Raw genomic sequence first — 23710 nt, 5'->3', positions numbered from 1 at the left:
TTTGTCAATCTTTAAGACTGTAAAGACTTATAATACTGCCCTTTCTCGGCATATTCTGTATAGATGCGTTCCATATCTTTTTTGTCTTCGGGGGTTAATTCTCTAATAACTTTCGCTGGTCTGCCAAATGCTAAAGTATTAGGAGGGATTTTCTTCCCTTGGGGTACAAGGCTTCCGGCACCGATAAACGCACCTTCGCCGATTTCCGCCTGATCAAGTATAATCGAGCCCATGCCGACTAAGGCCCCTTTTCTTACAATACAGCTATGAAGAATGACTTGGTGCCCAATCGTGACCTCATCTTCTAAAATTAGCGGGTTATTAGGACTTTGGTGTAAGATAGAGTTATCCTGAATATTAACCTTTTTACCTATTTTTGTTGGGGCAACATCGCCGCGGATGACAGAATTAAACCAAACACTTGACTGGTCGCCAATTTCTACATCACCGGTTATGGTTACATAATCAGCAATAAAAGCAGTCTCAGCAATCAACGGATTTTTATCTTTATAGGGATAGATCAAATGGGTTCGCTCCTTTATATATGATAAATATATATTAACGAATATATGAAGGAGTTTTCAAAAAATAAATCCGTTATATGACAAATAAACATACGCATATATATTTTCAAGGGGGACGATCTATGTGGAAATGGGAAGCTGAAGGGGAGGCAAAAGCAGTTATTGTTATTGTACATGGTGCAATGGAACATCATGGCAGGTACGGCTGGCTAATTGAAATGTGGCGTTTAGCTGGGTTTCATATCATCATGGGTGATCTTCCAGGGCAAGGAATGACGACAAGGGCCAGCCGTGGTCATATTGATTCCTTTGATGAGTACATCATTGAGGTAAAGGATTGGGTACAGGCCGCCTATCAATATAACCTCCCGGTGTTTTTATTAGGTCACAGCATGGGCGGATTGATTTCGATTCGTTTATTACAAGAAGAACAACTGAATGTGGCAGGTGTAATCCTTTCTTCACCATGCTTGGGGCTTGTGAATGGACCTTCCAAATTTTTGAATGCACTCTCACATGTTATTAACATTGTATATCCATCTCTTAGAATGAATTCAGGGTTAACGGTTCAAATGGCGACAAGAAATGAGGATGTCCGAGAAGCCGATGCTAATGATACACTTTACGTGACAAAAGTTTCGATTCGTTGGTATCGTGAACTAGTGGGGGCAATAAAAGAAGCTTTCGAAAAAATGGAAGATACACAGGATCTACCAATGCTGGTGATGCAGGGCGGGGATGATAAAATTGTAAATAAATCGACGGTGAAACAATGGTTTAATCATGCTCCGTTGTCTGAAAAAAGGTTCAAGGAATGGTCTAAGTGTTACCATGAAATCTTTAATGAGCCTGAAAGAGAAGAAGTATTTGAATATGCGAAGGATTTTGTTTATAGTCAATTAAAAGCAATTGGTTATATAGTTTAGAAAGGTGATGTTTTCCATGATGCCAATCACCCTCATGTCCAGGGTCTACCGCAAAATCATACCTGCCGTCCATCAAGAATTGGCGTATTGGAGAAGCCGGGCTGAAAAGATCCCCAATCCAGAATTAAGAAAACAGGCATTAGCCAGTATCGAGCATAAAACCTTCCATTGTGAAGGAGGCGCCATTCTTGCCCTCACTGCGAGAGATGATTATAAAAAGGCTGTTAAGTTTATTGTCGCCTATCAGACGATTAGTGACTACTTGGATAATCTTTGTGACCGAAGTACTTCTCTTGACCCGGCAGATTTTGCTGCCCTTCATGAATCGATGTCAGATGCCTTATGCCTACAAGCGGAAACGAAAAATTATTACCGACTTCGAGATGACCAGGATGATGCTGGATATTTACATGACCTATCTGAAACATGCCGTTCTTGCTTAAGGGAGTTAACTCACTATGATTTAATCAAAGATTACCTTCAAGAGCTTTGCCGCTATTATTGTGATTTACAAATCCACAAACACGTGGTGAAGGAGGAACGGGTCCCGCGCCTAAAAAATTGGTTTAACCGTTATCAAGACAAACTGCCGGAGATGGAGTGGTACGAATTCTCGGCCTGTTCCGGTTCCACATTAGGGATTTTTTGTTTAGTTTCTTATGCGATGCGTCCAGATTTTAAATTAGAGGATGCCATCAGTATTCGCAGGGGCTATTTTCCCTACATTCAGGGCTTACATATTCTGTTAGATTATTTTATTGATCAAGAGGAAGACCAAAGGGGCGGTGACTTGAATTTCTGTACATATTATAAAAGTGAAGAAACCCTTTTTAAACGGTTAAAGCACTTTGTCATCGAGGCGGACCGCCATACAGAATTCCTGCCTCATAAAAAATTTCACCAATTGATTAATCGCGGGTTGTTAGGCATTTATCTTTCTGATGAAAAGGTTCGAAAACAGAAAAATGTCCGGAAATTAGCAAGAGGAATTATTAAATCAGGTGGATGGATTAGCTATTTCTTTTATTTTAATGGACTAGCATACCGTTCACTGCAAAAATCAGTTCCGGCCATCATAACAAGGTCAATATCAAAATAAAACCCGGCTTTCGCGGCAACGGGTTCTGATACCTGTTAAATTTACATCATTATATGTTAATTAAAATGTACACAAAAAAGCACTGCGATTTTTTGCAGTGTTTTTTTATTCAAACCTTAATAACAGGGCTTTGGTTCAGTTATTATTCATTGTTGATTTTCGTGTAGGTATGAGAATTCATAGACGGAAAATTTCCGTCTATTGTATATAGGGAGGCTTAAGAAGCAGATATAAGCGGAGATTTTCCGTTTAACTCCTCTAAATAAGACAAAATCAAAAGATTTGGGTAATATAAACGGAAAAACTCCCTTTATTTTTAGGGAAATATGGGTATTTCCCAATTTAAACGGAATTTTTCCGTTTATTTTTCGAACACACTTTAATAAGTAAAATGTATGCGAATTTTTTTTTTGTGATGGGTAACAAAACCCGTTGCTTTCGCAACCTAATTTAATTTTTTTTCAATAGCAATGATAAATGGTGGGTTATTCTGTTGATTAATAAATTGGTACTGTAGGACGTGGGCAGTTTTTTGATCAAGTTTTAGACAATATTGCATCAAAGCGTCCCGCTCGATGGCTCCTTGTTCATGACCATGATAAATAACAAGAACAATCATTCCTTCCGGAGCCATAATCGCTAATAACTGCTCGATGGCCGCAATCGTTGTCTCGGAATGGGTTACAATCGTTTTGTCACCGCCGGGCAAATAGCCAAGATTAAAAATCGCTCCGGTTATAGAACCATGTTCACTCACAGGAATCCTGTCAATCACTTTTTCATGTCCATTATGAAAAATAGTTACCCGATTTCTCAAGTTGTGCTGGTTTAAACGTTCGATGGTTGCGTCAATCGCTTCTTGCTGTACATCAAACCCATACACTTTTCCATGCTCACCTACTAATTCTGCTAAAAACACCGTATCATACCCATTTCCTAGGGTAGCATCTACCACAGTATCCCCAGGGGTAACGGCTTTTTTTAGTAAACTTTTCGCAAAAGGAAGAATCCGTTCCAAGATCATGATAAATTCCCCTTATCCTTTTGATAAAACTTCCCTTGCCAGCTGTTTCTTGCGGTTAATTCCGCATCAATCGAATTTAGAACTTGCCACTTATTTACGCTCCACATCGGTCCAACCATTAAATCAATAGGACCATCACCTGTAATTCGATGCACAATCATTTCGGGTGGTAAAATTTCTAATTGGTCACATACTAATTTTACATAGTCTTCTTGGCTAAGGAATTGAAGCATTCCTTTTTCATATTGTTTGACCATGGGGGTGCCTTTTAATAAATGCAGTAAATGAATCTTGATCCCCTGAACATCTAGCTTTGCAACCTCACGAGCTGTCTCCATCATCATGTCATAAGATTCAAGAGGCAGCCCGTTTATAATATGGGAACAAATTCTAATTCCGTGTTTCCTTAATTTATTAACGCCATCCATATAACATTGGAAGTCATGGGCACGGTTAATGAGTAAGGCCGTTCGCTCATGAACTGTTTGCAAACCTAACTCAACCCATAAATACGTCCGTTGATTTAGTTCAGCTAAATATTCAACAACGTCATCTGGCAGGCAGTCGGGACGAGTCGCAATGGATAATCCAACGACACCTTCTTGTTTTAGGACGGTTTCATATTTTTCCCGAAGAACCTCTACAGGTGCGTGCGTGTTGGTGAACGCCTGAAAATAGGCCATATATTTGCCGTCTTTCCATTTTGTATGCATTTTTTGTTTTATTTCGTTAAATTGGGTTTCTAGTGTTGCCAGTCTGTTACCAGCGAAATCACCAGACCCTGCCGCGCTACAAAAGGTACATCCGCCATGGGCAACCGTACCGTCACGGTTCGGGCAGTCAAATCCGCCATCCAAGGCTACCTTAAATACCTTATGACCAAAATGGTTTCGAAGGTGGTAATTCCATGTATGGTATCGTTTATCGTCAGTGGCATATTGAAAAGGTTTCGTCTTAAGCACTAGAGAAAACCTCCTTTTAAATAATCATGATTGCATAACCTCCATTTTATCATGAAGTAAACACATCTCCAATGGAATTTATTAAAACAAGGCTTTGTTAAAAGTCATTGTTGATTTTGTAACAAAGTTGAGTGAAGTGGAATGCCCGAGACTCCTGAGGGTGTATGGGGAAGGGGAGACCACACAGGAGTGATAGTGCTGAGGACAACCCTTGAATTTTTCCAGCTGAACCTGTCCGAATTACAAATTACCCTTATATTCGGAAAGCTCCGTATGATTTTAGGCTTAAGCTGTCCGAACTTGGCTAGACTTCGGACAACTCTGTATGATTTCTGGCATAAGCTGTCCGAACTTGGCTAGACTTCGGACAACTCCGTATGATTTCTGGCTTAAGCTGTCCGAACTTGGCTAGACTTCGGACAACTCTGTATGATTTCTGGCTTAAGCTGTCCGAACTTGGCTAGACTTCGGACAGCTCCGCATGATTTCTGGCTTAAGCTGTCCGAACTTGGCTAGACTTCGGACAACTCCGTATGATTTCTGGCTTAAGCTGTCCGAACTTGGCTAGACTTCGGACAGCTCCGTATGATTTTTAGCATAAGTTGTCCGAACTTGGCTAGACTTCGGACAACTCTGTATGATTTTAGGCTTAAGCTGTCCGAACTTGGCTAGACTACGGACAGATCTGCGTGATTTTCCATCTGGACCTGTCCGAATTCCCCTAGCATTCGGACAGCCCTTGGCTTTTTCCGGCTTTACCTGTCCTAACCACCCTTGCATTCTGCTCCCCGGCACGTCCGCGAACCGCTCGCGCCTGGAACGGAAGTCAACATCCAAGTTTAACACAGCCTAAAACAAAGGATGGTAAAAATTATCCACGACTCGAAAGTAATAGGAAATGGAATGGAGAACAAAATAAGAAATGAAGCGTGGGCTTCAAACAATTAGGGGGGTTCTTAGATGGCTACTCGCGACTCAATTGATAATTTAATGCAGCAAGTTGAGGATACAATCCGCTACGCAGAGGAGCAATACAAGCAAAGCAGCCTTCAAGAGCAATATAATGATGATGGTTACACAAATGCGCTGCAACAACTTGAACAAACCTATCAAGATATTTGTAAGTTGGCTCATAGTGCCAACTCGCAGCAGCGGGAACAACTCCATCGAATGAGACTTCAGATCCAGCAGGTTCAGAATTCCATGATTCTTGAAGTACATTAAGAGGAGGAGAATATCTTGAAAAAACGTTCAAAGAAAAATAATCCCGAACAAAAAAACCGCAATGGTGTAAATAATCAAGACCTTGAACTAGGTCAGGACCGTGACTTAGTAAAAGAAGCCAAAATGAAATACGAGAAGTCCGGCGGACAGCCAGTTAAGTCTAAAATGCATCAAGAACCGGAGCAATCTTCCTAAACGATTGAATGGATCTCTCACATTGTTGAGAGGTCTTTTTTATCGTTTTGGAAATATAAAATTTTCGCTTGTGGGATAACTGTTAATAAAAGGACAGTCTACGTCCAGCTCCAGCGCCTAGCCCCTCGATGGTCTACAGACGCTCAGGGAATGAAGGCAAAGAACGCCTTCTTTCCCTGAGTGTCTTATGCTTGTCGGGGCTGTTCAAGGCGCTTGCGCTTTTGTTCTTCAAAAAACTAAATGAAATCCTGCTTTCTTTTTTGGTATAGTAAAGATAGTGAGTAAAAGTATACAGGGTGGTGGGGAAACAAATGCTTGCTTTACTGCCTCTTATGCTTGAGCGGGTGGGTATTTTAATCATTGTGGCGTTTATTTTATCAAGAATGAAATCCTTCCGACAAGTCATACATTATGAGCGGGGAATGACGGCCAAAGTTACGATTATTGCGATCTTTGGTGCCTTTGGAATTATCAGCAATTATACAGGTGTAGAAATAGGACATGGGATGGTTACGTCACAAGATTGGCTGACAGATGTAAATACAACAGGTGCGATTGCGAACACAAGGATTATGGGTGTGGTAATTGGCGGTTTGCTTGGCGGGCCGATGATTGGAATAGGGGTGGGCTTAATTGCTGGATTGCACCGATTATCGCTGGGAGGGTTCACCGCAGTTGCCTGTGCTGTCTCGACCATTTTTGCAGGAGTCGTAACAGGATTTTTAAGTAAGCGTTTTAAAATACAGGAAAGCGGCTCTACTTCGAAAGCCGTTATCATGGGGATTTTGATGGAATGTCTTCAGATGGGAATTATTCTTTTATTAGCCAAGCCATATGATGAAGCCCTTAATCTTGTAAAACTAATTGCCTTTCCGATGATTGCGATCAATGGTTTTGGGACGTTTCTTTTTTTACTAATTATTCAGGATATTTTTCGAGAGCAGGAACGAACACGGGCGTTGCAGACACATAAAGCTTTATATATAGCGAATCAAACGCTCCCATTTTTCCGCCAGGGCTTGAATAAGGATTCCTGTACAAAAGCGGCAGAGATTATTTTGAAATGGACAGGGGCAGATGCTATCGCCATCACCAATCAACGGCAAGTATTAGCGCATGTTGGAGCTGCCTCCGAACACCATCGTCCGTCCGGAATGATGGCCACTGAATTAACGAAAAAGGTATTAGATCAAGGAAGAATCATTATGGCCAAAACAGCCAAAGAAATTCAATGCTTTAACCCCAATTGTCCATTAGAAGCTGCCATTGTCTTACCTCTTAAGGTTTATGAAAAAACGGTTGGAACGTTAAAGCTTTACTTTACTACTTCCAGCAAACTAGATAGGGTAGAGCAGGAACTGGCAGAGGGCTTAGGGAAGTTATTCTCTGGGCAGCTTGAAATGGCAGAGCTGGAACGGCAAAGACGTTTATTAAAAGATGCAGAGATTAAAGCGCTGCAGGCCCAAGTGCATCCTCATTTTTTGTTTAATGCCATTAATACCATTTCAAGCCTAGTCCGAAAAGACGCAGATCAAGCAAGAATGCTTTTAATTCAATTAAGTGTTTTCTTTCGCAGTAATCTCCAAGGTGCTCGTCAAATGTTGATTCCGCTTGAAAAAGAGCTCGAGCATGTGGAGGCCTATTTGTCGATTGAACAGGCTAGGTTCCCTGACCGCTATCGAGTTGAATTAATGATTGACCCATCTTTGGAAGAAGTCTTAATACCGCCATTTACCTTACAGCCGCTAGTCGAAAATGCCATCCGATATGCCTTTTCAAAAACAAAAACGGGAACAGTGAAGGTACGTGCTTTCCAAGAAGAGGGGAGAATGGTCCTGCTTACCGAAGATGACGGGAAAGGGATACCAAATGAAAAACTAGATGTCCTTGGAAATCAAACCGTTGATTCAGCTGAGGGGACAGGCTCGGCACTATGGAATATAAAGAAGAGGATTGAAGAAATATATGGTCCGAATGCATCGTTTGAGATTGATAGTTTTATAGATAAAGGGACCAAAGTGGTGATTAAATTGCCATTAACAAGGCAAAAATGGGGGGAAGAAAGTGTTAAAAGCATTTATCGTGGATGACGAACCGCTTGCAAGGGATGAGCTTTCCTATCTGCTTAAACGCAGTAAGCAGGTGGAAATTGCAGGAGAAGCTGATTGTGTCGAAACGGCCTTAGAAAAATTGAAAAACCTTGATATTGATGTGATTTTTTTAGATATCCAGCTTGAAGATCAAACTGGTATTGAAATAGCAAGTCAATTAAATCAGTTAGACTATCCTCCATTAATTGTGTTTGCAACTGCTTTTGACGAATATGCTCTTAAAGCTTTTGAACTAAATGCTGTTGATTATCTATTAAAACCAATCGATGAAAAAAGAATTCAACAAACGATTGATAAGCTTTATAAGCTGGCGGGCAGTAAAGAACAGAATATCCCTCTTTCATCTAGGCCGCATTCGTTTCAAAATGAGCGATCTGAAAAACTAGCTGTTTCAATCGATGAAAAAATAGTGTTAGTCAATACAAACGATATTTTTTATGTTGGAACACAGGATGGAAAAACGGTTATCGCCACTGAACGGCAAAAGTATTGGGTCTATGAACCGTTGATTACATTCGAACGAAAGCTTCAAACCGCCCCGATTGTTCGTGTTCATCGTGCTTTTTTAGTCAATATTGATGCCATCATAGAGATTGAACCATGGTTTAATTCTACATACAACTTAATTATGAAATCCGGTGATAAGGTTCCAGTCAGCAGAACCTACACAAAAGATTTAAAACAGCTGCTTGGATTTTAACAGCTGTTTTTTGTATTTCAATTTTAAATTTATGTCTTTCAGCTCCAAAATACCGCAACTTATCTTGAAAAACACATGTTATTGTTTTCATTTAATATTATTAAGATAAGCTATTATTTTTGAGGGAGGATGGAAGAAAATGAATGCGATTACAGTTGTCATTGGCTCCATTTGCATCTTAATGATTGCCTACCGATTATACGGGACTTTCATGGCTGTAAAGGTCTTAAAGCTAGATGATTCTAAGCCGACACCGGCTCACGAATTAAATGATGGAAAGGACTATGTACCAACCAATAAATGGGTGACATTTGGTCACCACTTTGCTGCAATCGCAGCAGCAGGTCCACTTGTTGGACCCATCCTGGCCGCACAATTTGGTTATTTGCCAAGTTTACTTTGGCTTCTAATTGGAGCTGTTATAGGCGGTGCCGTCCATGATGCCGTGGTACTTTATGCTTCCATGCGTAAGAAGGGGAAATCTTTATCGGAAGTTGCAAAAGATGAGTTAGGTCCTGTTGCAGGTTTTTGTACTGGACTTGCTATGTTATTCATCATTACGATTACAATGGCTGGACTTTCCATGGTCGTATTACACGCTTTGGAGAATAACCCATGGGGAACCTTTTCGGTAGGAATCACCATCCCAATTGCGATGGGAGTAGGAATCTTTTATAAGAAAACAGGCAATTTAAAAATGACTACTACAATCGGATTTATACTTGTTATGGTGGGGGTATTTGTTGGTCCCATCATTCAAGATACAGTGATAGGGGACCTGCTCACTTTAGATACAAAAACATTAGCTATTATTTTGCCCATCTATGCTTTCTTTGCAGCGGCGCTGCCCGTATGGCTGTTGCTTGCACCTCGTGATTATTTAAGCAGTTTTATGAAAATTGGCGTATTTATTGCCCTTATTATCGGAGTATTTATTATTAATCCGACGATTCAAATGCCTGCATTAACTAAATTTACACAAGGCGGCGGTCCTGTGATTGCTGGTCCAGTATGGCCGTTTATTTCGATTACCATTGCCTGTGGCGCCATTTCTGGATTTCATGCCTTTGTTGGTTCAGGTACCACACCAAAGATGCTAGATCGCTGGTCAGACATTAAGGTAGTTGGGTTTGGTGCGATGTTAGTAGAGTGTGTCGTAGGGATCATGGCCTTGATTGCCGCAACGGCCCTTCAGCCTGCGGATTATTTTGCGATCAACTCAACTCCAGAAATGTTCAAAACATTGGGAATGCACGTTGATCAATTACCAAAGCTAGCTCAGGAAATAGGAATTGACTTGGAAGGAAGAACTGGCGGTGCAGTAACATTGGCAGTTGGTATGACATATATCTTCACAGCCATTCCGTGGTTTGCGAAATTATCATCCTACTTCTTCCAGTTTGTCATTATGTTTGAGGCGGTCTTTATTTTAACGGCGATTGACTCTGGTACACGGGTAGCTCGTTATTTAATTCAAGATTTCTTTGGAGAATTCTATAAACCTTTGAAAAAAACAGACTGGCTTCCAGGTTCCATTTTTGCAAGTGCATTAGCTTGCTTTATATGGGGGTATCTGCTCTACTCAGGAGACATCGGCTCTGTTTGGGCCCTATTTGGAGTATCGAATCAGTTAATGGCCTCTATTGGATTAATCATTGGTGCAACGGTCATTCTAAAGATTGCGAACAAACGGTGGTACATGTTTACTTGTTTAGTGCCGCTCGCCTATTTATTTGTTACGGTTAATTATGCTGGCTATTGGATGGTCAAAAACGTCTACTTAAATCCAGCTGCAGCAGGGTACAGTGTCTTAAATGGTGTTCTTTCGATTATTATGTTAGTACTCGGAATTATTATTATGGTGACAGCCATTAAGAAATGGACAACATTGTGGAATTCTCCTCGATTTCATTTTGGTTCAAAAGTGGCTTAATTCGTAAAGCAGTTGACTTCAATCGTCAGCTGCTTTTTTAATGGTATAAAAAAAACATCCTTCGTCAATCCTGAATTTAGGCATTTGTTTGCTTGCATAGTGAGAGAAAATTTAATACAATAACCGTAATACTTTTATACTAAAAAAACAGTGATCAGGAGTAGTAGTGAATTTTACTCGAAACATAGAGAGTTGACGGCTGGTGAAAGTCAACCGAGTACATCATGAACTCGCCTTTGAGTTGCAGATATGAACCAAAGTAATATCTGCCGTTTACCGCGTTAAGGATAATGAAGCGAGTGCTTTGGCACTAATGTGGGTGGTACCGCGGGAAGATACATACAATCCTCTCGTCCCTTTTGGGATGAGGGGTTTTTTATTTTTCAATAGGAGGAACATCGAAATGAGCTTTAATCATCAACAGACCGAGAAGAAGTGGCAAAAAACATGGGAACAGGAAAAAACGTTCAAAACGAGCGAAGAATATGATAAAAGGAAATTTTATGCTTTAGATATGTTTCCATATCCATCCGGTGCAGGGCTTCATGTAGGGCACCCGGAAGGCTATACCGCAACCGATATTCTTTCACGATTAAAAAGGATGCAGGGATATAATGTCCTTCATCCAATGGGCTGGGATGCCTTTGGCTTACCTGCAGAACAATATGCATTAGATACAGGGAACGACCCTGCTGAATTCACGGAAAAGAATATTAATACATTCCGTAGACAAATTAAATCACTTGGTTTTTCCTATGATTGGGATCGCGAAGTAAACACGACAGATCCTGACTATTACAAATGGACACAGTGGATTTTCTTAAAGCTATGGGAAAAAGGCTTAGCCTATATTGATGAAGTGGCTGTGAACTGGTGTCCGGCACTTGGAACCGTTTTAGCCAATGAAGAAGTAATTGATGGAAAAAGTGAACGCGGCGGACATCCAGTCGAACGCCGGCCAATGAAGCAATGGATGTTAAAAATTACAGCTTACGGCGATCGTTTATTAGAAGACCTTGAAGAATTAGATTGGCCGGAAAGCCTAAAAGAAATGCAGCGCAACTGGATTGGCCGATCAGAAGGTGCCGAAGTCACTTTCAAGATTGATGGCCATGAAGAAACTTTTACCGTGTTTACAACTCGTCCAGATACCTTATTTGGCGCCACTTATACAGTGCTGGCTCCTGAGCATGCCTTTGTGGATAAAATCACGACGAATGAGCAGCGTGCCGCTGTTGATGCTTATTTAGAAAAAGTGAAATTGAAGAGCGACTTAGAACGTACGGATTTAGCAAAAGAGAAAACAGGTGTATTTACCGGTGCCTATGCGATTAATCCTGTAAATGGCGAAAAAATGCCAATCTGGATCGCGGACTATGTATTAGTCAGCTATGGAACAGGTGCGATTATGGCCGTCCCTGCCCACGATGAGCGTGACTGGGAATTTGCGAAGGTCTTCAACTTACCAATTAAGCCGGTTGTGGCTGGCGGTGATGTAGAGAAAGAAGCCTATACTGGTGATGGTGAGCACATCAATTCCGAGTTCTTAAATGGTTTAAATAAAGAAGATGCGATTTCAAAAATGATAGCTTGGTTAGAAGAAAAAGGGATCGGTACGAAAAAGGTAACCTTCCGTTTACGCGACTGGTTATTCAGCCGCCAGCGTTATTGGGGCGAGCCAATCCCAATTATTCATTGGGAAGATGGCACGATGACAGCCGTTCCAGAAGACCAGCTGCCATTGACTTTACCAAAAACAACGGATATCAAACCTTCTGGAACCGGTGAGTCTCCACTTGCCAATATTGAGGACTGGGTTAATGTTGTAGATCCAATAACAGGTAAAAAAGGCCGTCGCGAAACGAATACGATGCCGCAATGGGCAGGAAGCTGCTGGTATTATTTACGTTACATTGATCCAAGAAATGATCAAGAATTAGCGTCACAAGAAAAATTAAATCATTGGCTCCCAGTTGATATTTACATTGGCGGTGCCGAACACGCTGTTCTTCACCTGCTATATGCACGCTTCTGGCATAAATTCTTATATGACATCGGTGTGGTGCCAACCAAAGAACCATTCCAAAAGCTTTTCAACCAAGGAATGATTTTAGGGGAAGGCAATGAAAAGATGAGTAAATCAAAAGGAAATGTGGTTAATCCTGATGATATTATCGAAAGCCATGGGGCCGATACCCTTCGTTTATACGAAATGTTTATGGGACCGCTTGATGCTTCTATTGCTTGGTCAACAAACGGCTTAGATGGATCCCGACGTTTCTTAGATCGGATTTGGCGTCTACTTGTTGAGGAAAACGGTGAATTAAACCCGAAAATCCAGCCAAATGAAGAAGCTTCTAATTTAGAAAAAGTGTATCATCAAACCGTGAAAAAAGTGACAGAGGATTATGAAGGTTTAAGATTTAATACCGCTATTTCTCAAATGATGGTATTTATCAATGAAGCCTACAAAGCAACTGTTCTTCCAAAGGATTATATCGAAGGCTTTGTAAAATTACTTGCTCCTGTTTGTCCGCATATCGCTGAAGAGCTTTGGGAAAAACTAGGACATAGCGGAACAATCTCATATGAAGCATGGCCTGCATATGATGAGGCGAAATTAGTGGATGACGAAATTGAGATTGTGATTCAAGTAAATGGCAAGGTTAAAACGAAATTAAAGGTTCCAACAGATGCAACCAAAGAGGCATTAGAAGGAATTGCGATGGACGATGACCGTGTCAAGGAACAAATCGAAGGTAAGACAATTCGCAAAGTGATTACCGTACCTGGTAAATTGGTCAATATCGTGGCGAATTAATCGAGTAGCAAAACTGAACATCCTCCTATAAGATGGAGGATGTTGTTTTTCTGAAAGGGATGAATGGGATGGAAGAAATTAAAATCATTACACCAGAAGAGTTACAAAAAAAGCTCAAAGCGGGGGAAGAGCTAGAGCTTGTAGATGTACGAGAAGATGAGGAAGTTGTTTTTGGGATGATTCCGGGGGCCAAGCATATTCGTATGGGGGATATTCCTGGTAATCTTGATTACTTTGATAAAGACAAGGAATATATTTTTATTTGCCGCTCGAGCCACCGAAGCGGGAATGTATGCTATTATCTTCAAGAACAAGGTTACAAGGTCCGCAATATGATTGGCGGAATGCTTGCTTGGACAGGTGAAACAGAATACACAGAATAACCGATTCCAGATTGGAATCGGTTTTTTTTAAGATAAGAAGGTAAAAATTTTTGACTTCGAGAATTGTCCAGCTCCGGGCGCCATCGGCTCGAATCACAAGCTTATCCAGTTGCGTCTCCTTGGGACTCGAAGCCTAAGCCACCCCCTGAAGAAGGCAAAAAACGCCTTCTTACAGGGTACGTCTTAGCCTAGAGTCCCAGAACAGTCGCCTCCACATTTTGATCAATCCGTCCAAAAGGTTAAAGAACAACCTTTCGGCCGGATTGGCTTGTGCTTGTCGCCGATAAGCGGGCGCCCTGCGCTTTTCTTATCATGTCCCACCTGTCGTTGTATCGAAGCCATGATGATGACCAGAAAATGAATCGGCGCCATTTGAAAATGGAGCCTGTTGTTGATCATCTGTGCTAGAGTCTTGTCCACTATTGTCCAAAGAATCATTTGGATCTTGTTGGCTTTGATCAAACTCTGATGTACTATCTCCGCTCCAGGAACTACTATCAGACGTTTGTCCTGATTGCTGATCTTGTCCCTGTTGTTGATTTACGCCACTTTGTTGCTGCTGATTTGTATTATTATTTGTTTGTTGCCCTTGGTTAACGGCAACTTGATTGTTTTGATTACCGTTGTTTGATAATCCGAGATAGGAGACCATTCCTGCAACTAAAGCCAAGCTGCCAAAGCTAACGCCCCAGGAAATTTTTTGTTTAGTATCCATTTGAAATGCTCCCTTCAAATTGTCCCACAGAGAGAGTTTACAAGTTGAAACTTAAAATATCCTTAACTTTTTTTGTTGCTTATTTTTAAAATTCTGAAAAAGTGTGAATAATAGTAGAAAAAAAGAGAGGGAGAGTTAGATGATTAAAGTAAAGTTATTTGACAGGGAACATGAAAAAGATCTAGAAAAGGAAATGAACGGATTTTTAAAAGGAATTGACGAGGAAAGCTTGGTCGATATTAAGTACAATGTGGCAGCCATGACAGAGGAAGAAGAAGAAGAGCAGATATATTGCTTTTCTGCGATGATTATTTATCGGGCGTGATAAAAACATCACGCCCTTTTAGTTTTTACTGATTTTGCAGCATTAGTCCCTGCTAACCTGCCGGTTACTAAGGCAGAAGTAATATTATAGCCGCCCGTGTAACCATGGATATCAAGGATTTCTCCACAAAAATATAGACCGTCCATTAATTTTGAGGCCATGGTCTGCGGTTCGATCTCTTTAACGGTAATTCCTCCGCCAGTCACAAATGCTTTCTCCAGTGGAAGAGTGCCGTTCACTTTGAACTGAAATTGTTTGCAGCCCTTAACAAAAGCACGGATTTTTTCATTGGATATGGTGCCACCTTGCTCGGATGGATCGATATGATGAATCTCTAGTAGAAATAATAGATAACGTTCAGGAACCAGTCCCTTTAACGTATTTTTAATACTTTTTTTAGGTTCACCTTTGACCATTTTTATGATTTCTTGAAAAACTTCTTCTTCTTTTCGATCAGGAATGGCATCAAGGCTCATGGTTACTTCTTTTAAATTCCATTTCTTCATTGCTTTTACGACAAATTGACTGCAGCGCAAGACCGCCGGACCGCTGACGCCAAAATGGGTAAACAGCATGTCCATTCGGTGTGAAACCAGTGGTTTTCCCTTTGGATTTAATACACTTAATTGAATATCCCTTAATGATAATCCTTGGAGAGTTTTCTTTTTGATAAATGGTTCAGTTGAGGTGACAGGCACCTCTGTCGGAAACAATTCTGTAATGGTATGTCCTGCTTTTTCGGCCCAGGCATATCCATCACCAGTTGAGCCTGTCTGCGGGACTGATTTTCCGCCTACCGCAATGACAACCGATTGAGTTGCTAGTTTCTGCCCATCTTTAAGCAGCACTCCAGCAACATGTCCATTTTCATAGAGGACATCTGCCACAGGACTATTCTTGAAGACTCTTACACGAAGCTTCTCTAGTTGTTGTAAAAGTGCATCAACCACTGATTGAGCATTATTGCTGACAGGAAACATCCTTCCATGATCTTCTTCTTTTAGGTCAATTCCCAGCTTCTCGAAAAAGCGTATAATATCTTCATTACTGAAAATAGAAAAAGCGCTATATAAAAATTTTCCATTGCCTGGTATATGCTTAATGATTTCCTCAACGGGGAGCCGATTGGTTACATTGCAGCGCCCACCGCCGGAAATAGCAAGCTTTCGGCCCAATTTGTCTCCTTTATCGATTAAGAGAACCCGTGCCCCTTTTTCACCGGCCGCAATTGCCGCCATTAATCCGGAAGGACCGCCGCCAATCACGATTACATCATAATCCATTTTTTCCACCAACTTTTATGTAGTCACTTCATTATAAACAAAACTTGTGAAAAAAAAACGAAGTTAGCCATTTTTTTAAGTGAAATAACACGGTTGTGAGTAGCATCGAAGGAAAAGAAGTTGTAAACTACTAATAGTGCGCAAAAAAAGTCGATTATTCTTTGTGAAAGAACGAACGTATCTTTCGGGTAGGAAGGGATTATATGCAATCAAAGCTTTTAAGAGGAACGTTTATCTTAACGTTAGGAACCATACTTTCGAAAGTAATAGGTCTTGTTTATGTCATACCATTTTATCAAATAGTTGGAAAACAAGGGACACAGCTTTATTCATACGGGTATGTCCCTTACACGATATTTATAAGTATCGCAACGGCAGGAGTACCATTGGCGGTATCCAAGTTTATTGCCAAATATAATGCACTGGAAGAATATGCCGTAGGTAGGAAATTGTTCAAATCCGGGTTAGTGGTAATGTCTTTAACTGGATTTGGCGCGTTTTTAATTATGTATTTTGCTGCTCCGATTTTGTCAGAGATGAGTAATCCTGGGAATGGTCAATTGGATGATGTGATTCAAGTGATGCGGGCAGTTAGTTATGCCTTAATCCTCGTGCCCTTTATGAGTTTAATTAGAGGGTACTTCCAGGGGCATCAATCCATGGGACCGTCTGCCTCGTCGCAAGTAGTCGAACAAATCGTCAGGATCCTATTCACGATTATAGGGGCCTATGTAGTTCTCAAATATTTAAACGGTTCTATGGTAACGGCTGTAAGTGTAGCCACTTTTGCTGCTTTCGTGGGAGCTATAGGAGGGCTTGCCGTCCTATTTTGGTACTGGTATAAACGGAAAAAATATTTAAATGAGCTTTTAGAGTCAGATAAAGGTACAGTACAGGTTTCACTAAAAGAAATTTATAAAGAAATCTTTATTTATGCCGCACCCTTTGTTTTTGTAGGAATCGCGAACCCATTATTTCAGCTTATTGATCAATTTACGCTTACAAAGGCTTTGGTGGAAATGGGAACTTCAAAGAAACTGGCTGATACTGCTTTTGGGATCTTGAACTTTGAGGCGCAAAAGATTGTCATCATTCCTGTTTCCTTGGCAACCGCTTTTTCATTAACACTGGTGCCAAGCATTACCAAGGCATTTGTTGAGAATGATCGGGAAAATTTAACGAATCAATTAAATCAAACCTTTCAAGTATTACTATTTTTAACCTTACCAGCCGCGATTGGGTTATCATTGTTAGCTGAGCCTGTCTATACAATTTTTTATGAACATGATGCTCTTGGCACGCAGGTATTAAGTGCTTACGCGCCCGTTGCCATTCTTTTTTCTCTTTATTCGGTAACAGCTGCGATCATGCAAGGAATTAATGAACAGCGTTATACAATCTTAAGCTTACTGTTTGGTCTATTGGTTAAACTAACTCTTAATATTCCTCTCGTAAAAATGTTTGAAACAAGAGGGGCGGTACTGGCAACTGCTATTGGATATTTGGCCTCAATTATTATTAATTTAATAGTCATTAAATATTTCTCCCGCTATCAATATCGATTTGTTTGGAGACGGAGTTTATTAATCATGATTATTGCCGGATGTATGTGGCTGGGAACGGAAATTATTTATAAATTTTTACTGTTATTCTTATCACCAGGTTCGAAAATTCAATCGCTTATCATTATCCTAATTAGTGCCTTTGTAGGTGCAGCAATCTATTTTTATTTAGGATTAAAGTCCGGACTGGCAACTCGTCTATTCGGAAATAAGATTGACCGAATCATCGGTAAATTTAAGATGCCAAGAAGGAGGCATAGCGTTGAGAATTGATAAGATGTTAGCAAACCTTGGGTACGGGAGCCGGAAAGAAGTCAAGCAGCTTTTAAAAAGCGGTTCGGTTCGTGTAGATGATGTCATTGTGAAAGATTCAAAACAACATGTGGATGAAAAAAATCAAACCATCACCTTAAATGGTGAAGTAATTGAATACAAAGAATTTATCTATTTAATGATGAATAAGCCGCAAGGGGTGCTGTCAGCAACAGAGGATAGTGCAGGGGAGACAGTCATTGATCTATTAGAGATTGGAGATCAAGTGTTTGAGCCATTTCCTGTCGGAAGATTGGATAAGGACACGGAAGGCTTGCTGTTAATCACTAATGATGGTCAATTAGCGCACCGCTTGCTGTCCCCAAAGAAACATGTACCGAAAACCTATTTTGCTGTTATTGACAGAGAAGTAACCGAAGAAGATGTAAGAGCCTTTGCCAAAGGAGTAACCCTTGATGACGGCTATGTAACAAAGCCAGGTGAATTGAAAATTTTAAAGTCCGGTATGCGTTCAGATATTGAATTAACGATTACGGAGGGTAAGTTTCATCAAGTGAAAAGAATGTTTGAGGCTGTAGGGAAAAGGGTTGTCTACTTAAAGCGTATCTCCATGGGGCCGCTCCCGTTAGATGAGACCCTTGAACTTGGTGAATATCGTGATTTAACAGATGAAGAAGTGGAGTTATTAAGAGAGTATCAAGTTAAATAGTAAAAAAAGCAGCTATTTTTAGCTGCTTTTTTTATGTTCTTTTATAAGGTGGTTGATAACTATAAAAATGGGTAATCTACATGTTAAGAAGTGTTGTTAAGGGGGAACTGTCATGAAGCTAACACATGAACAGGCTATTGAATTACATGGCTTTAATAACCTAACTAAGTCATTAAGTTTTAATATGTATGACATTTGCTTTACCAGAACGAGAGAAGAACGTGAAGCCTATTTAAAATATATTGATGAAGAATATAGTGCAGAAAGGCTGCAAACGATTTTAAAACATGTAGCAGACATCATCGGAGCTCATGTCTTAAATGTGGCAAGTCAGGATTTTGAGCCGACTGGGGCAAGTGTCACCTTATTAGTATCAGAGGGACCAGTAACACATGATGTCCCGTCAGAATCCTTTGAAGAATCACCAGGGCCGCTGCCGGAATCGGTGGTCATGCAGCTAGATAAAAGTCATATCACGGTCCATACATATCCAGAATATCACCCGGATGAGGGAATAAGTACCTTTAGGGCTGATATTGATGTTTCAACCTGTGGAGAAATTTCGCCCCTAAAAGCACTCCACTATCTAATTAGGTCATTTGAAACAGATGTGATTACCATTGATTACAGAGTGCGTGGTTTTACTAGAAACAAGACCGGGCATAAGCTCTTTATTGACCATGAAATCAACTCTATCCAGAACTATATTCCTGAAGATGTTGGTGAATTATTTGATATGATTGACGTCAATGTCTATCAGGAAAACATTTTCCATACCAAATGCAAACTGCGTGAATTTGATTTAAATAACTATTTATTTGGCTATACAAAGGACAAGCTAACTCCGGATGAACATATTGAAATTACCAGGCGATTAAAGACCGAAATGGATGAAATATTTTATGGAACAAATATCGTTTAAGAGCTCATGCATTCGGAGCTCTTTAATTTTTAAGGCTGTGTTATTATTCATTGTTGCTTTTCGTGTAGGTATGAGAATTCATAGGCGGAGAATTTCCGCTAATGTCCATAGGGGAAGCTTAAAAAGCGGATATAGGCGGAGAATTTCCGCTTAACTGTTCTAAATAAGACGAAATCCATAGATTTGGATCATATAAACGGAAATTTAACGTTTATTTTTTCAAACATATGAAATCAACATTAAGTTAGAACAGAGCCTATTTTTAAAAAGCTTGACGTGAAACCAAAAGGTGTTATATTATTTAATTATGAAACCAAATGGTTGCATAATGATAATTGAAGAGGAGAATTCACTATGGAAAATCAAACATTACAAGATATTAAATACACACTTATTTATAATGCACCAATTGCGAAAGTATGGGATGCTGTGGCAACAGCAGAAGGTCTTAGTGCTTGGTTCATGCCCAATGACCTGAAGGCGGTAGAAGGTCATGAGTTTCATATAAATGCAGGGCAATTCGGCATGTCACCATGCAAGGTGACACATGTAGACCCGCCAAACCGACTCTCTTTTAATTGGGGAAAAGACTGGACCTTAACATTTGAATTAAAAGAATTAGATGAAAAAACAGAAGTAACGTTAATCCACGGCGGATGGGATGCTAATAAAGTCACTGAATTTGGGGCACCGCATACACCAATTCGTGAAAACATGAACCAAGGCTGGGGAGGCCTTGTGAAAAAGCTTCAAGCTTATGTTGAGGCATAAATGACTGCTTCTTCAGCAAAACATGATGTTTTTCAAGCGATTGCTGACCCAACCCGTCGAAGTCTCTTAAAACTGCTTAGTAACCAAGAAATGCCGGTTACAGCCATTAGTGAACACTTTCCGATTAGTCGGACGGCTGTCTCTAAACATCTTAGGGTTTTATCCGAAGCTGGTTTAGTGAAAGAGCGGAAGGTAGGCAGAGAGACAAGGTACAAGCTCGAGCCTGCACCATTATTCGAACTAAAAGACTGGCTCCAATATTTTGAACTATTTTGGGAAAATAAACTGGGTGCACTGGGGCGCTTTTTAGAATCGGACGAATCAGATTCGAAACCCGAGAAATAATGCGTTAAATAATATGGTACCTATAGATAGGACACTTGAAAAAGAGTGTTTCATCTATAGGTATTTTTTTATAGATAAGAAGGTATAAATTTCGACTTCGAGAATTGTCTAGCTCCAGCGCCTAGCCCCTCGAGGTCATAAGCCACTCCAAAAAGGAAGGGCAAAAAGCGCCTTCCTTTTTGGAGCGCTTATGGTTGTCGGGGCTGACCAAGGCGCTTGCGCTTTTCTTATCTTTCAGCAAACTTTCAGCCAACCTTCAAGTGGACTTCAGCTTAAATTGATACGATGTTTGGGAAGTGAAGGGAGGCAATGTAGTCTGATTCCTAAAAATCAAAACCAAGTGTACATAACATCAAATTGGTGGAGAATCCCACCTCTGATTTAGAAATCAAAAATATTAACTTTATTCGAAAAAAATTTGTGGAAGACCAGGGGCGATTTCCATTGAAAAAAATTAATTATATTAAATTTTCCTTAGATTTATTAATGGCTGTATTGTTTGTATTGTTTTTTAATAAAAGGGTTTTGGGAGGTCAGTCCTTTCACGAAATAGCAGGGCTGGTCTTTGCAGTCATGTATTTTACCCATATATTTTTAAACTGGAAATGGGTCGTAAATGTAACACGTAAGATATTTGATAGAAAATTACAATGGAATTTAAGAGGCAGTTATGCGTTAAATTTGTTGTTATTGATTTGCATGACTTTTGTTATCATAAGTGGAATTCTTATTTCCAAAGTCGTTTTTCCAAATATCCAAGTTACGAACCAAGGATGGTTCCATGTTACCCATATTGCGGTCTCCTACCTAACTTTAGTCTTAATAGGTGTTCATGTCGGGTTACACTGGCAGTGGGTTGTGAATGTATGGAACAAAATCTGGCGGATCAAAACCACATTCGCATGGGGGCGATATGCAGCAAGAGGATTAACGGTGCTTATCCTTGTGTTTGGAGTGTACGAAATGAATAGCCACGGTTTTGTGAACCAGCTATCAGGGGTAACTTCTGTCTTTGGCAGTAGCAGCACTCAAAATATAGAAGGTCACGATGGCGGGGGATTCCATGGTCCTGATGGTGTCACGGCTCAAGGCTCGGAACAAACTACTACAAATAGTACGGCTCAAAGCTCTACACAGAATGCAAATAGTGCTCAGGACTTTAAAGCTGAAATGAATGGACACGACGGCGGCGGGTCATCTAATGCCCTTGGAGTTATTGGAACTTACACTGGGATGATGTTTGTATTTGTAATCATTACGTATTATCTGAAAAAACTATTCGGAAGGAAAAAGAAAAAAGGAAAAGGAAAATAATTAGCCACTGCGTGAGACATTTCTTAAACACTCTTGGACAAACTTCCTTATATGAAAAAAATGGAGAGTTGATTCAAATTGAATCACTCTCCATTTTTTTGGATACATCCTAAGCTATTATTTAATTACCTTTTAGGTTTCCTGTATTTAAAGGATAGAATGACTAAAACGGCAATGGTTCCAACACTAACAATAGTCCCAATCAGATTATTTGCATTAAAGAGGAATCCAATAAAAATGATACTTAATGATATAAGGGCAAAGATAGTAGAATAAGGGAACCATTTCACTTTAAAGGCAGGTTGATTTTTATAATGCGGTCTTAATTTTAACTGGGCGGCACAAATGCCTATCCAAATAATCATGACCGTAAAACCAGGGATTGTCATTAAGTAACCAATGACCTGGCTTGGTGTTAAGTACGCTAAATAAACACCCGCTAAAATAAAAATACTTGTCAACATAATTCCGGTCACTGGTATGCCTTTAGAGGAAACTTTTGCAAGAACCTTTGGTGCTACCTCACTTTGAGCCATTGAAAATAAGGTTCTAGAGGTAGCATAAATACCAGAATTGGCTGCTGAAAGAACAGCTGTTAACAGGACAAAGTTTATTATATGCGCTGCCCCAGGTAAGCCTGTACTACTGAAAACCTGAACAAATGGACTGTCCTGCCCAGTCACTTTATTCCAAGGCATCATCCCGCAAATGATAATGATGGGGAAAACATAAAAAATGATGACGCGCCAGACTGCGCCTTTGATAATTTTAGGTAAGACACGTTCTGCATCCTTTGTTTCTGTAACCGCAACTCCAATTAATTCAGCACCGCCATAAGAAAACATAACAACTAAGAATGCACTAAATGTTCCGCTTAGTCCATGCGGGAAAAAGCCGCCGTGTTCTGTAAAGTTAGAGATTGGATCTTGAATATTACTTGGAATTAATCCTAAAAGAAGTAATAATCCCAGGATTATAAAGGCTATCAAGGCAATAATTTTAATTCCGGCAAACCAAAATTCCAACTCACCATAATATTTGACTTGGAATAAATTGATGCCAACAATGATAACAGCACATAGAAAGCTTAACAGCCATAATGGAACAGAAGGAAACCAAAATTGAAGAAAACTTCCTGCTGCTAATAATTCAACCACCGTGACGAGAATCCAGTTAATCCAATATAGCCATCCGATGAGATAGGAAACTTGGAATCCAAATGCTTTGTTCACTAAATGCTGAACGTTTATGTTTGGAAATGCGAGCGCCATTTCCCCTAATGCTGCCATAATAATGAATAATAATAATCCTCCAATTAAATAGGCGACAATAACACTGGGTCCGGCAATATTTAGCGTATCAGCACTCCCTTTGAAAATTCCTGTTCCGATCATTCCAGCAAGGGCGATAAACTGGACGTGCCGCGGCATGAGCCCCTTTTGTAAATTTTGCTGCTGATTATTTTTCATATATGTACCTACTTTTCTTTTTTGCTTAGACGCTTTTAAGCGTTAAAGTAACTTTCTATATTAATATATCATAATTATTATTCTTGTCAAATAGATTAGAAGTATTGCTAAAGGATAAAA

The 23710-nt window shown here is 40.1% G+C and carries 24 protein-coding genes and 1 other annotated feature; of the genes, 17 read left to right on the top strand and 7 right to left on the bottom strand.

Translation table 11 applies throughout. The features are described 5' to 3' along the window. Positions 1-11: 11 nt before the first annotated feature. Complete coding sequence (locus JOC76_RS12920) at positions 12-524, bottom strand: gamma carbonic anhydrase (protein WP_205178159.1); 513 nt, start codon at positions 522-524, stop codon at positions 12-14. Between the two features lie 122 nt (positions 525-646). On the opposite strand from JOC76_RS12920, the gene JOC76_RS12915 reads away from it, so the two are divergent. Together JOC76_RS12915 and tbcS are read left to right on the top strand one after the other, a co-directional pair. Continuing rightward, on the top strand, positions 647-1450 hold the full coding sequence (locus tag JOC76_RS12915; protein WP_205178157.1) for an alpha/beta hydrolase: 804 nt from the start codon (positions 647-649) through the stop codon (positions 1448-1450). A 4-nt stretch (positions 1451-1454) separates the two neighbouring features. Next, on the top strand, positions 1455-2549 hold the full coding sequence (gene tbcS, locus JOC76_RS12910) for a tetraprenyl-beta-curcumene synthase (protein WP_372441945.1): 1095 nt from the start codon (positions 1455-1457) through the stop codon (positions 2547-2549). A gap of 445 nt (positions 2550-2994) precedes the next feature. On the opposite strand, the gene mnmM is transcribed toward tbcS, so the two are convergent. Next, complete coding sequence (mnmM, locus tag JOC76_RS12905; RefSeq protein ID WP_205178153.1) at positions 2995-3573, bottom strand: tRNA 5-(aminomethyl)-2-thiouridylate-methyltransferase MnmM; 579 nt, start codon at positions 3571-3573, stop codon at positions 2995-2997. Further along, positions 3570-4535, bottom strand: a complete 966-nt coding sequence (gene mnmL / locus JOC76_RS12900) for a tRNA modification radical SAM protein MnmL/YtqA (protein ID WP_205178151.1) — start codon at positions 4533-4535, stop codon at positions 3570-3572. The genes mnmM and mnmL overlap by 4 nt, the downstream gene beginning before the upstream one ends. A gap of 195 nt (positions 4536-4730) precedes the next feature. Between mnmL and JOC76_RS12895 the strand changes: the two genes are divergently transcribed. Further along, on the top strand, positions 4731-4895 hold the full coding sequence (locus tag JOC76_RS12895; protein WP_205178149.1) for a hypothetical protein: 165 nt from the start codon (positions 4731-4733) through the stop codon (positions 4893-4895). 204 nt (positions 4896-5099) lie between these two features. Here the strand turns inward: JOC76_RS12895 and JOC76_RS12890 are convergent, their stop codons facing one another. Further along, on the bottom strand, positions 5100-5315 hold the full coding sequence (locus tag JOC76_RS12890; RefSeq protein ID WP_205178147.1) for a hypothetical protein: 216 nt from the start codon (positions 5313-5315) through the stop codon (positions 5100-5102). 180 nt (positions 5316-5495) lie between these two features. Here JOC76_RS12890 and JOC76_RS12885 point away from each other — a divergent pair, with 180 nt between their 5' ends. The 7 genes from JOC76_RS12885 (at position 5496) to JOC76_RS12855 (ending at position 13902) form a co-directional block, all read left to right on the top strand. Further along, positions 5496-5759: a YtzC family protein gene (locus JOC76_RS12885; RefSeq protein ID WP_205178145.1), complete on the top strand. Its 264-nt coding sequence runs from the start codon at positions 5496-5498 to the stop codon at positions 5757-5759. 15 nt (positions 5760-5774) lie between these two features. Then, positions 5775-5954 carry a glycogen biosynthesis protein GlgD gene (locus tag JOC76_RS12880; RefSeq protein ID WP_205178143.1) on the top strand — a complete coding sequence of 60 codons (180 nt, stop codon included), beginning with the start codon at positions 5775-5777 and terminating at the stop codon, positions 5952-5954. Positions 5955-6265: 311 nt separating this feature from the next. After that, on the top strand, positions 6266-8044 hold the full coding sequence (locus tag JOC76_RS12875) for a sensor histidine kinase (protein WP_205178141.1): 1779 nt from the start codon (positions 6266-6268) through the stop codon (positions 8042-8044). After that, the gene (locus JOC76_RS12870; RefSeq protein WP_205178140.1) at positions 8019-8765 is read left to right on the top strand and encodes a LytR/AlgR family response regulator transcription factor; all 747 of its coding nucleotides are present in this window, start codon (positions 8019-8021) and stop codon (positions 8763-8765) included. Before JOC76_RS12875 ends, JOC76_RS12870 begins: the two co-directional genes overlap by 26 nt. A 139-nt stretch (positions 8766-8904) precedes the next feature. Next, positions 8905-10698, top strand: a complete 1794-nt coding sequence (cstA, locus tag JOC76_RS12865) for a carbon starvation protein CstA (RefSeq protein ID WP_205178138.1) — start codon at positions 8905-8907, stop codon at positions 10696-10698. Positions 10699-10839: 141 nt separating this feature from the next. Continuing rightward, positions 10840-11059, top strand: a binding site (T-box leader). A 42-nt stretch (positions 11060-11101) separates the two neighbouring features. After that, the gene (gene leuS, locus JOC76_RS12860; RefSeq protein ID WP_205178136.1) at positions 11102-13519 is read left to right on the top strand and encodes a leucine--tRNA ligase; all 2418 of its coding nucleotides are present in this window, start codon (positions 11102-11104) and stop codon (positions 13517-13519) included. Between the two features lie 68 nt (positions 13520-13587). Continuing rightward, positions 13588-13902 (top strand): rhodanese-like domain-containing protein, encoded by a 315-nt coding sequence (locus JOC76_RS12855; RefSeq protein WP_205178134.1) that lies wholly within the window; start codon positions 13588-13590, stop codon positions 13900-13902. A 310-nt stretch (positions 13903-14212) separates the two neighbouring features. Here JOC76_RS12855 and JOC76_RS12850 read toward each other — a convergent pair whose 3' ends face one another. Then, the gene (locus tag JOC76_RS12850) at positions 14213-14635 is read right to left on the bottom strand and encodes a hypothetical protein (RefSeq protein ID WP_205178132.1); all 423 of its coding nucleotides are present in this window, start codon (positions 14633-14635) and stop codon (positions 14213-14215) included. A 121-nt stretch (positions 14636-14756) separates the two neighbouring features. Between JOC76_RS12850 and JOC76_RS12845 the strand changes: the two genes are divergently transcribed. Further along, on the top strand, positions 14757-14942 hold the full coding sequence (locus JOC76_RS12845; protein WP_205178130.1) for a sporulation protein Cse60: 186 nt from the start codon (positions 14757-14759) through the stop codon (positions 14940-14942). 8 nt (positions 14943-14950) lie between these two features. Here JOC76_RS12845 and JOC76_RS12840 read toward each other — a convergent pair whose 3' ends face one another. Then, positions 14951-16225: a BaiN/RdsA family NAD(P)/FAD-dependent oxidoreductase gene (locus JOC76_RS12840; protein ID WP_205178128.1), complete on the bottom strand. Its 1275-nt coding sequence runs from the start codon at positions 16223-16225 to the stop codon at positions 14951-14953. A gap of 203 nt (positions 16226-16428) precedes the next feature. On the opposite strand from JOC76_RS12840, the gene JOC76_RS12835 reads away from it, so the two are divergent. The 6 genes from JOC76_RS12835 to JOC76_RS12810 all read left to right on the top strand — a co-directional run bounded on the left by JOC76_RS12835 (position 16429) and on the right by JOC76_RS12810 (position 22121). Continuing rightward, complete coding sequence (locus tag JOC76_RS12835; RefSeq protein ID WP_205178126.1) at positions 16429-18060, top strand: putative polysaccharide biosynthesis protein; 1632 nt, start codon at positions 16429-16431, stop codon at positions 18058-18060. Beyond that, entirely contained in the window at positions 18050-18769 is a 720-nt protein-coding gene (locus tag JOC76_RS12830; RefSeq protein ID WP_205178124.1) for a pseudouridine synthase, read from the top strand. The genes JOC76_RS12835 and JOC76_RS12830 overlap by 11 nt, the downstream gene beginning before the upstream one ends. 112 nt (positions 18770-18881) lie before the next feature. Continuing rightward, positions 18882-19691, top strand: coding sequence for an adenosylmethionine decarboxylase (gene speD, locus JOC76_RS12825; RefSeq protein ID WP_205178122.1), 810 nt, complete (start codon positions 18882-18884; stop codon positions 19689-19691). A 354-nt stretch (positions 19692-20045) separates the two neighbouring features. Then, a complete protein-coding gene (locus JOC76_RS12820) occupies positions 20046-20462 on the top strand; it encodes an SRPBCC family protein (protein WP_205178120.1) in 417 nt (138 codons plus the stop codon). Further along, positions 20463-20807 carry an ArsR/SmtB family transcription factor gene (locus JOC76_RS12815; protein WP_205178118.1) on the top strand — a complete coding sequence of 115 codons (345 nt, stop codon included), beginning with the start codon at positions 20463-20465 and terminating at the stop codon, positions 20805-20807. 444 nt (positions 20808-21251) lie between these two features. Continuing rightward, entirely contained in the window at positions 21252-22121 is an 870-nt protein-coding gene (locus tag JOC76_RS12810; RefSeq protein WP_205178117.1) for a DUF4405 domain-containing protein, read from the top strand. Between the two features lie 125 nt (positions 22122-22246). Here JOC76_RS12810 and JOC76_RS12805 read toward each other — a convergent pair whose 3' ends face one another. Beyond that, positions 22247-23590, bottom strand: a complete 1344-nt coding sequence (locus JOC76_RS12805) for an amino acid permease (RefSeq protein WP_205178115.1) — start codon at positions 23588-23590, stop codon at positions 22247-22249. Positions 23591-23710: the final 120 nt, after the last annotated feature.

Source organism: Neobacillus cucumis (assembly GCF_016908975.1).
Taxonomy (GTDB): Bacteria; Bacillota; Bacilli; order Bacillales; family Cytobacillaceae; genus Neobacillus; species Neobacillus cucumis.
This window is presented reverse-complemented; position numbering and strand designations above follow the sequence as displayed.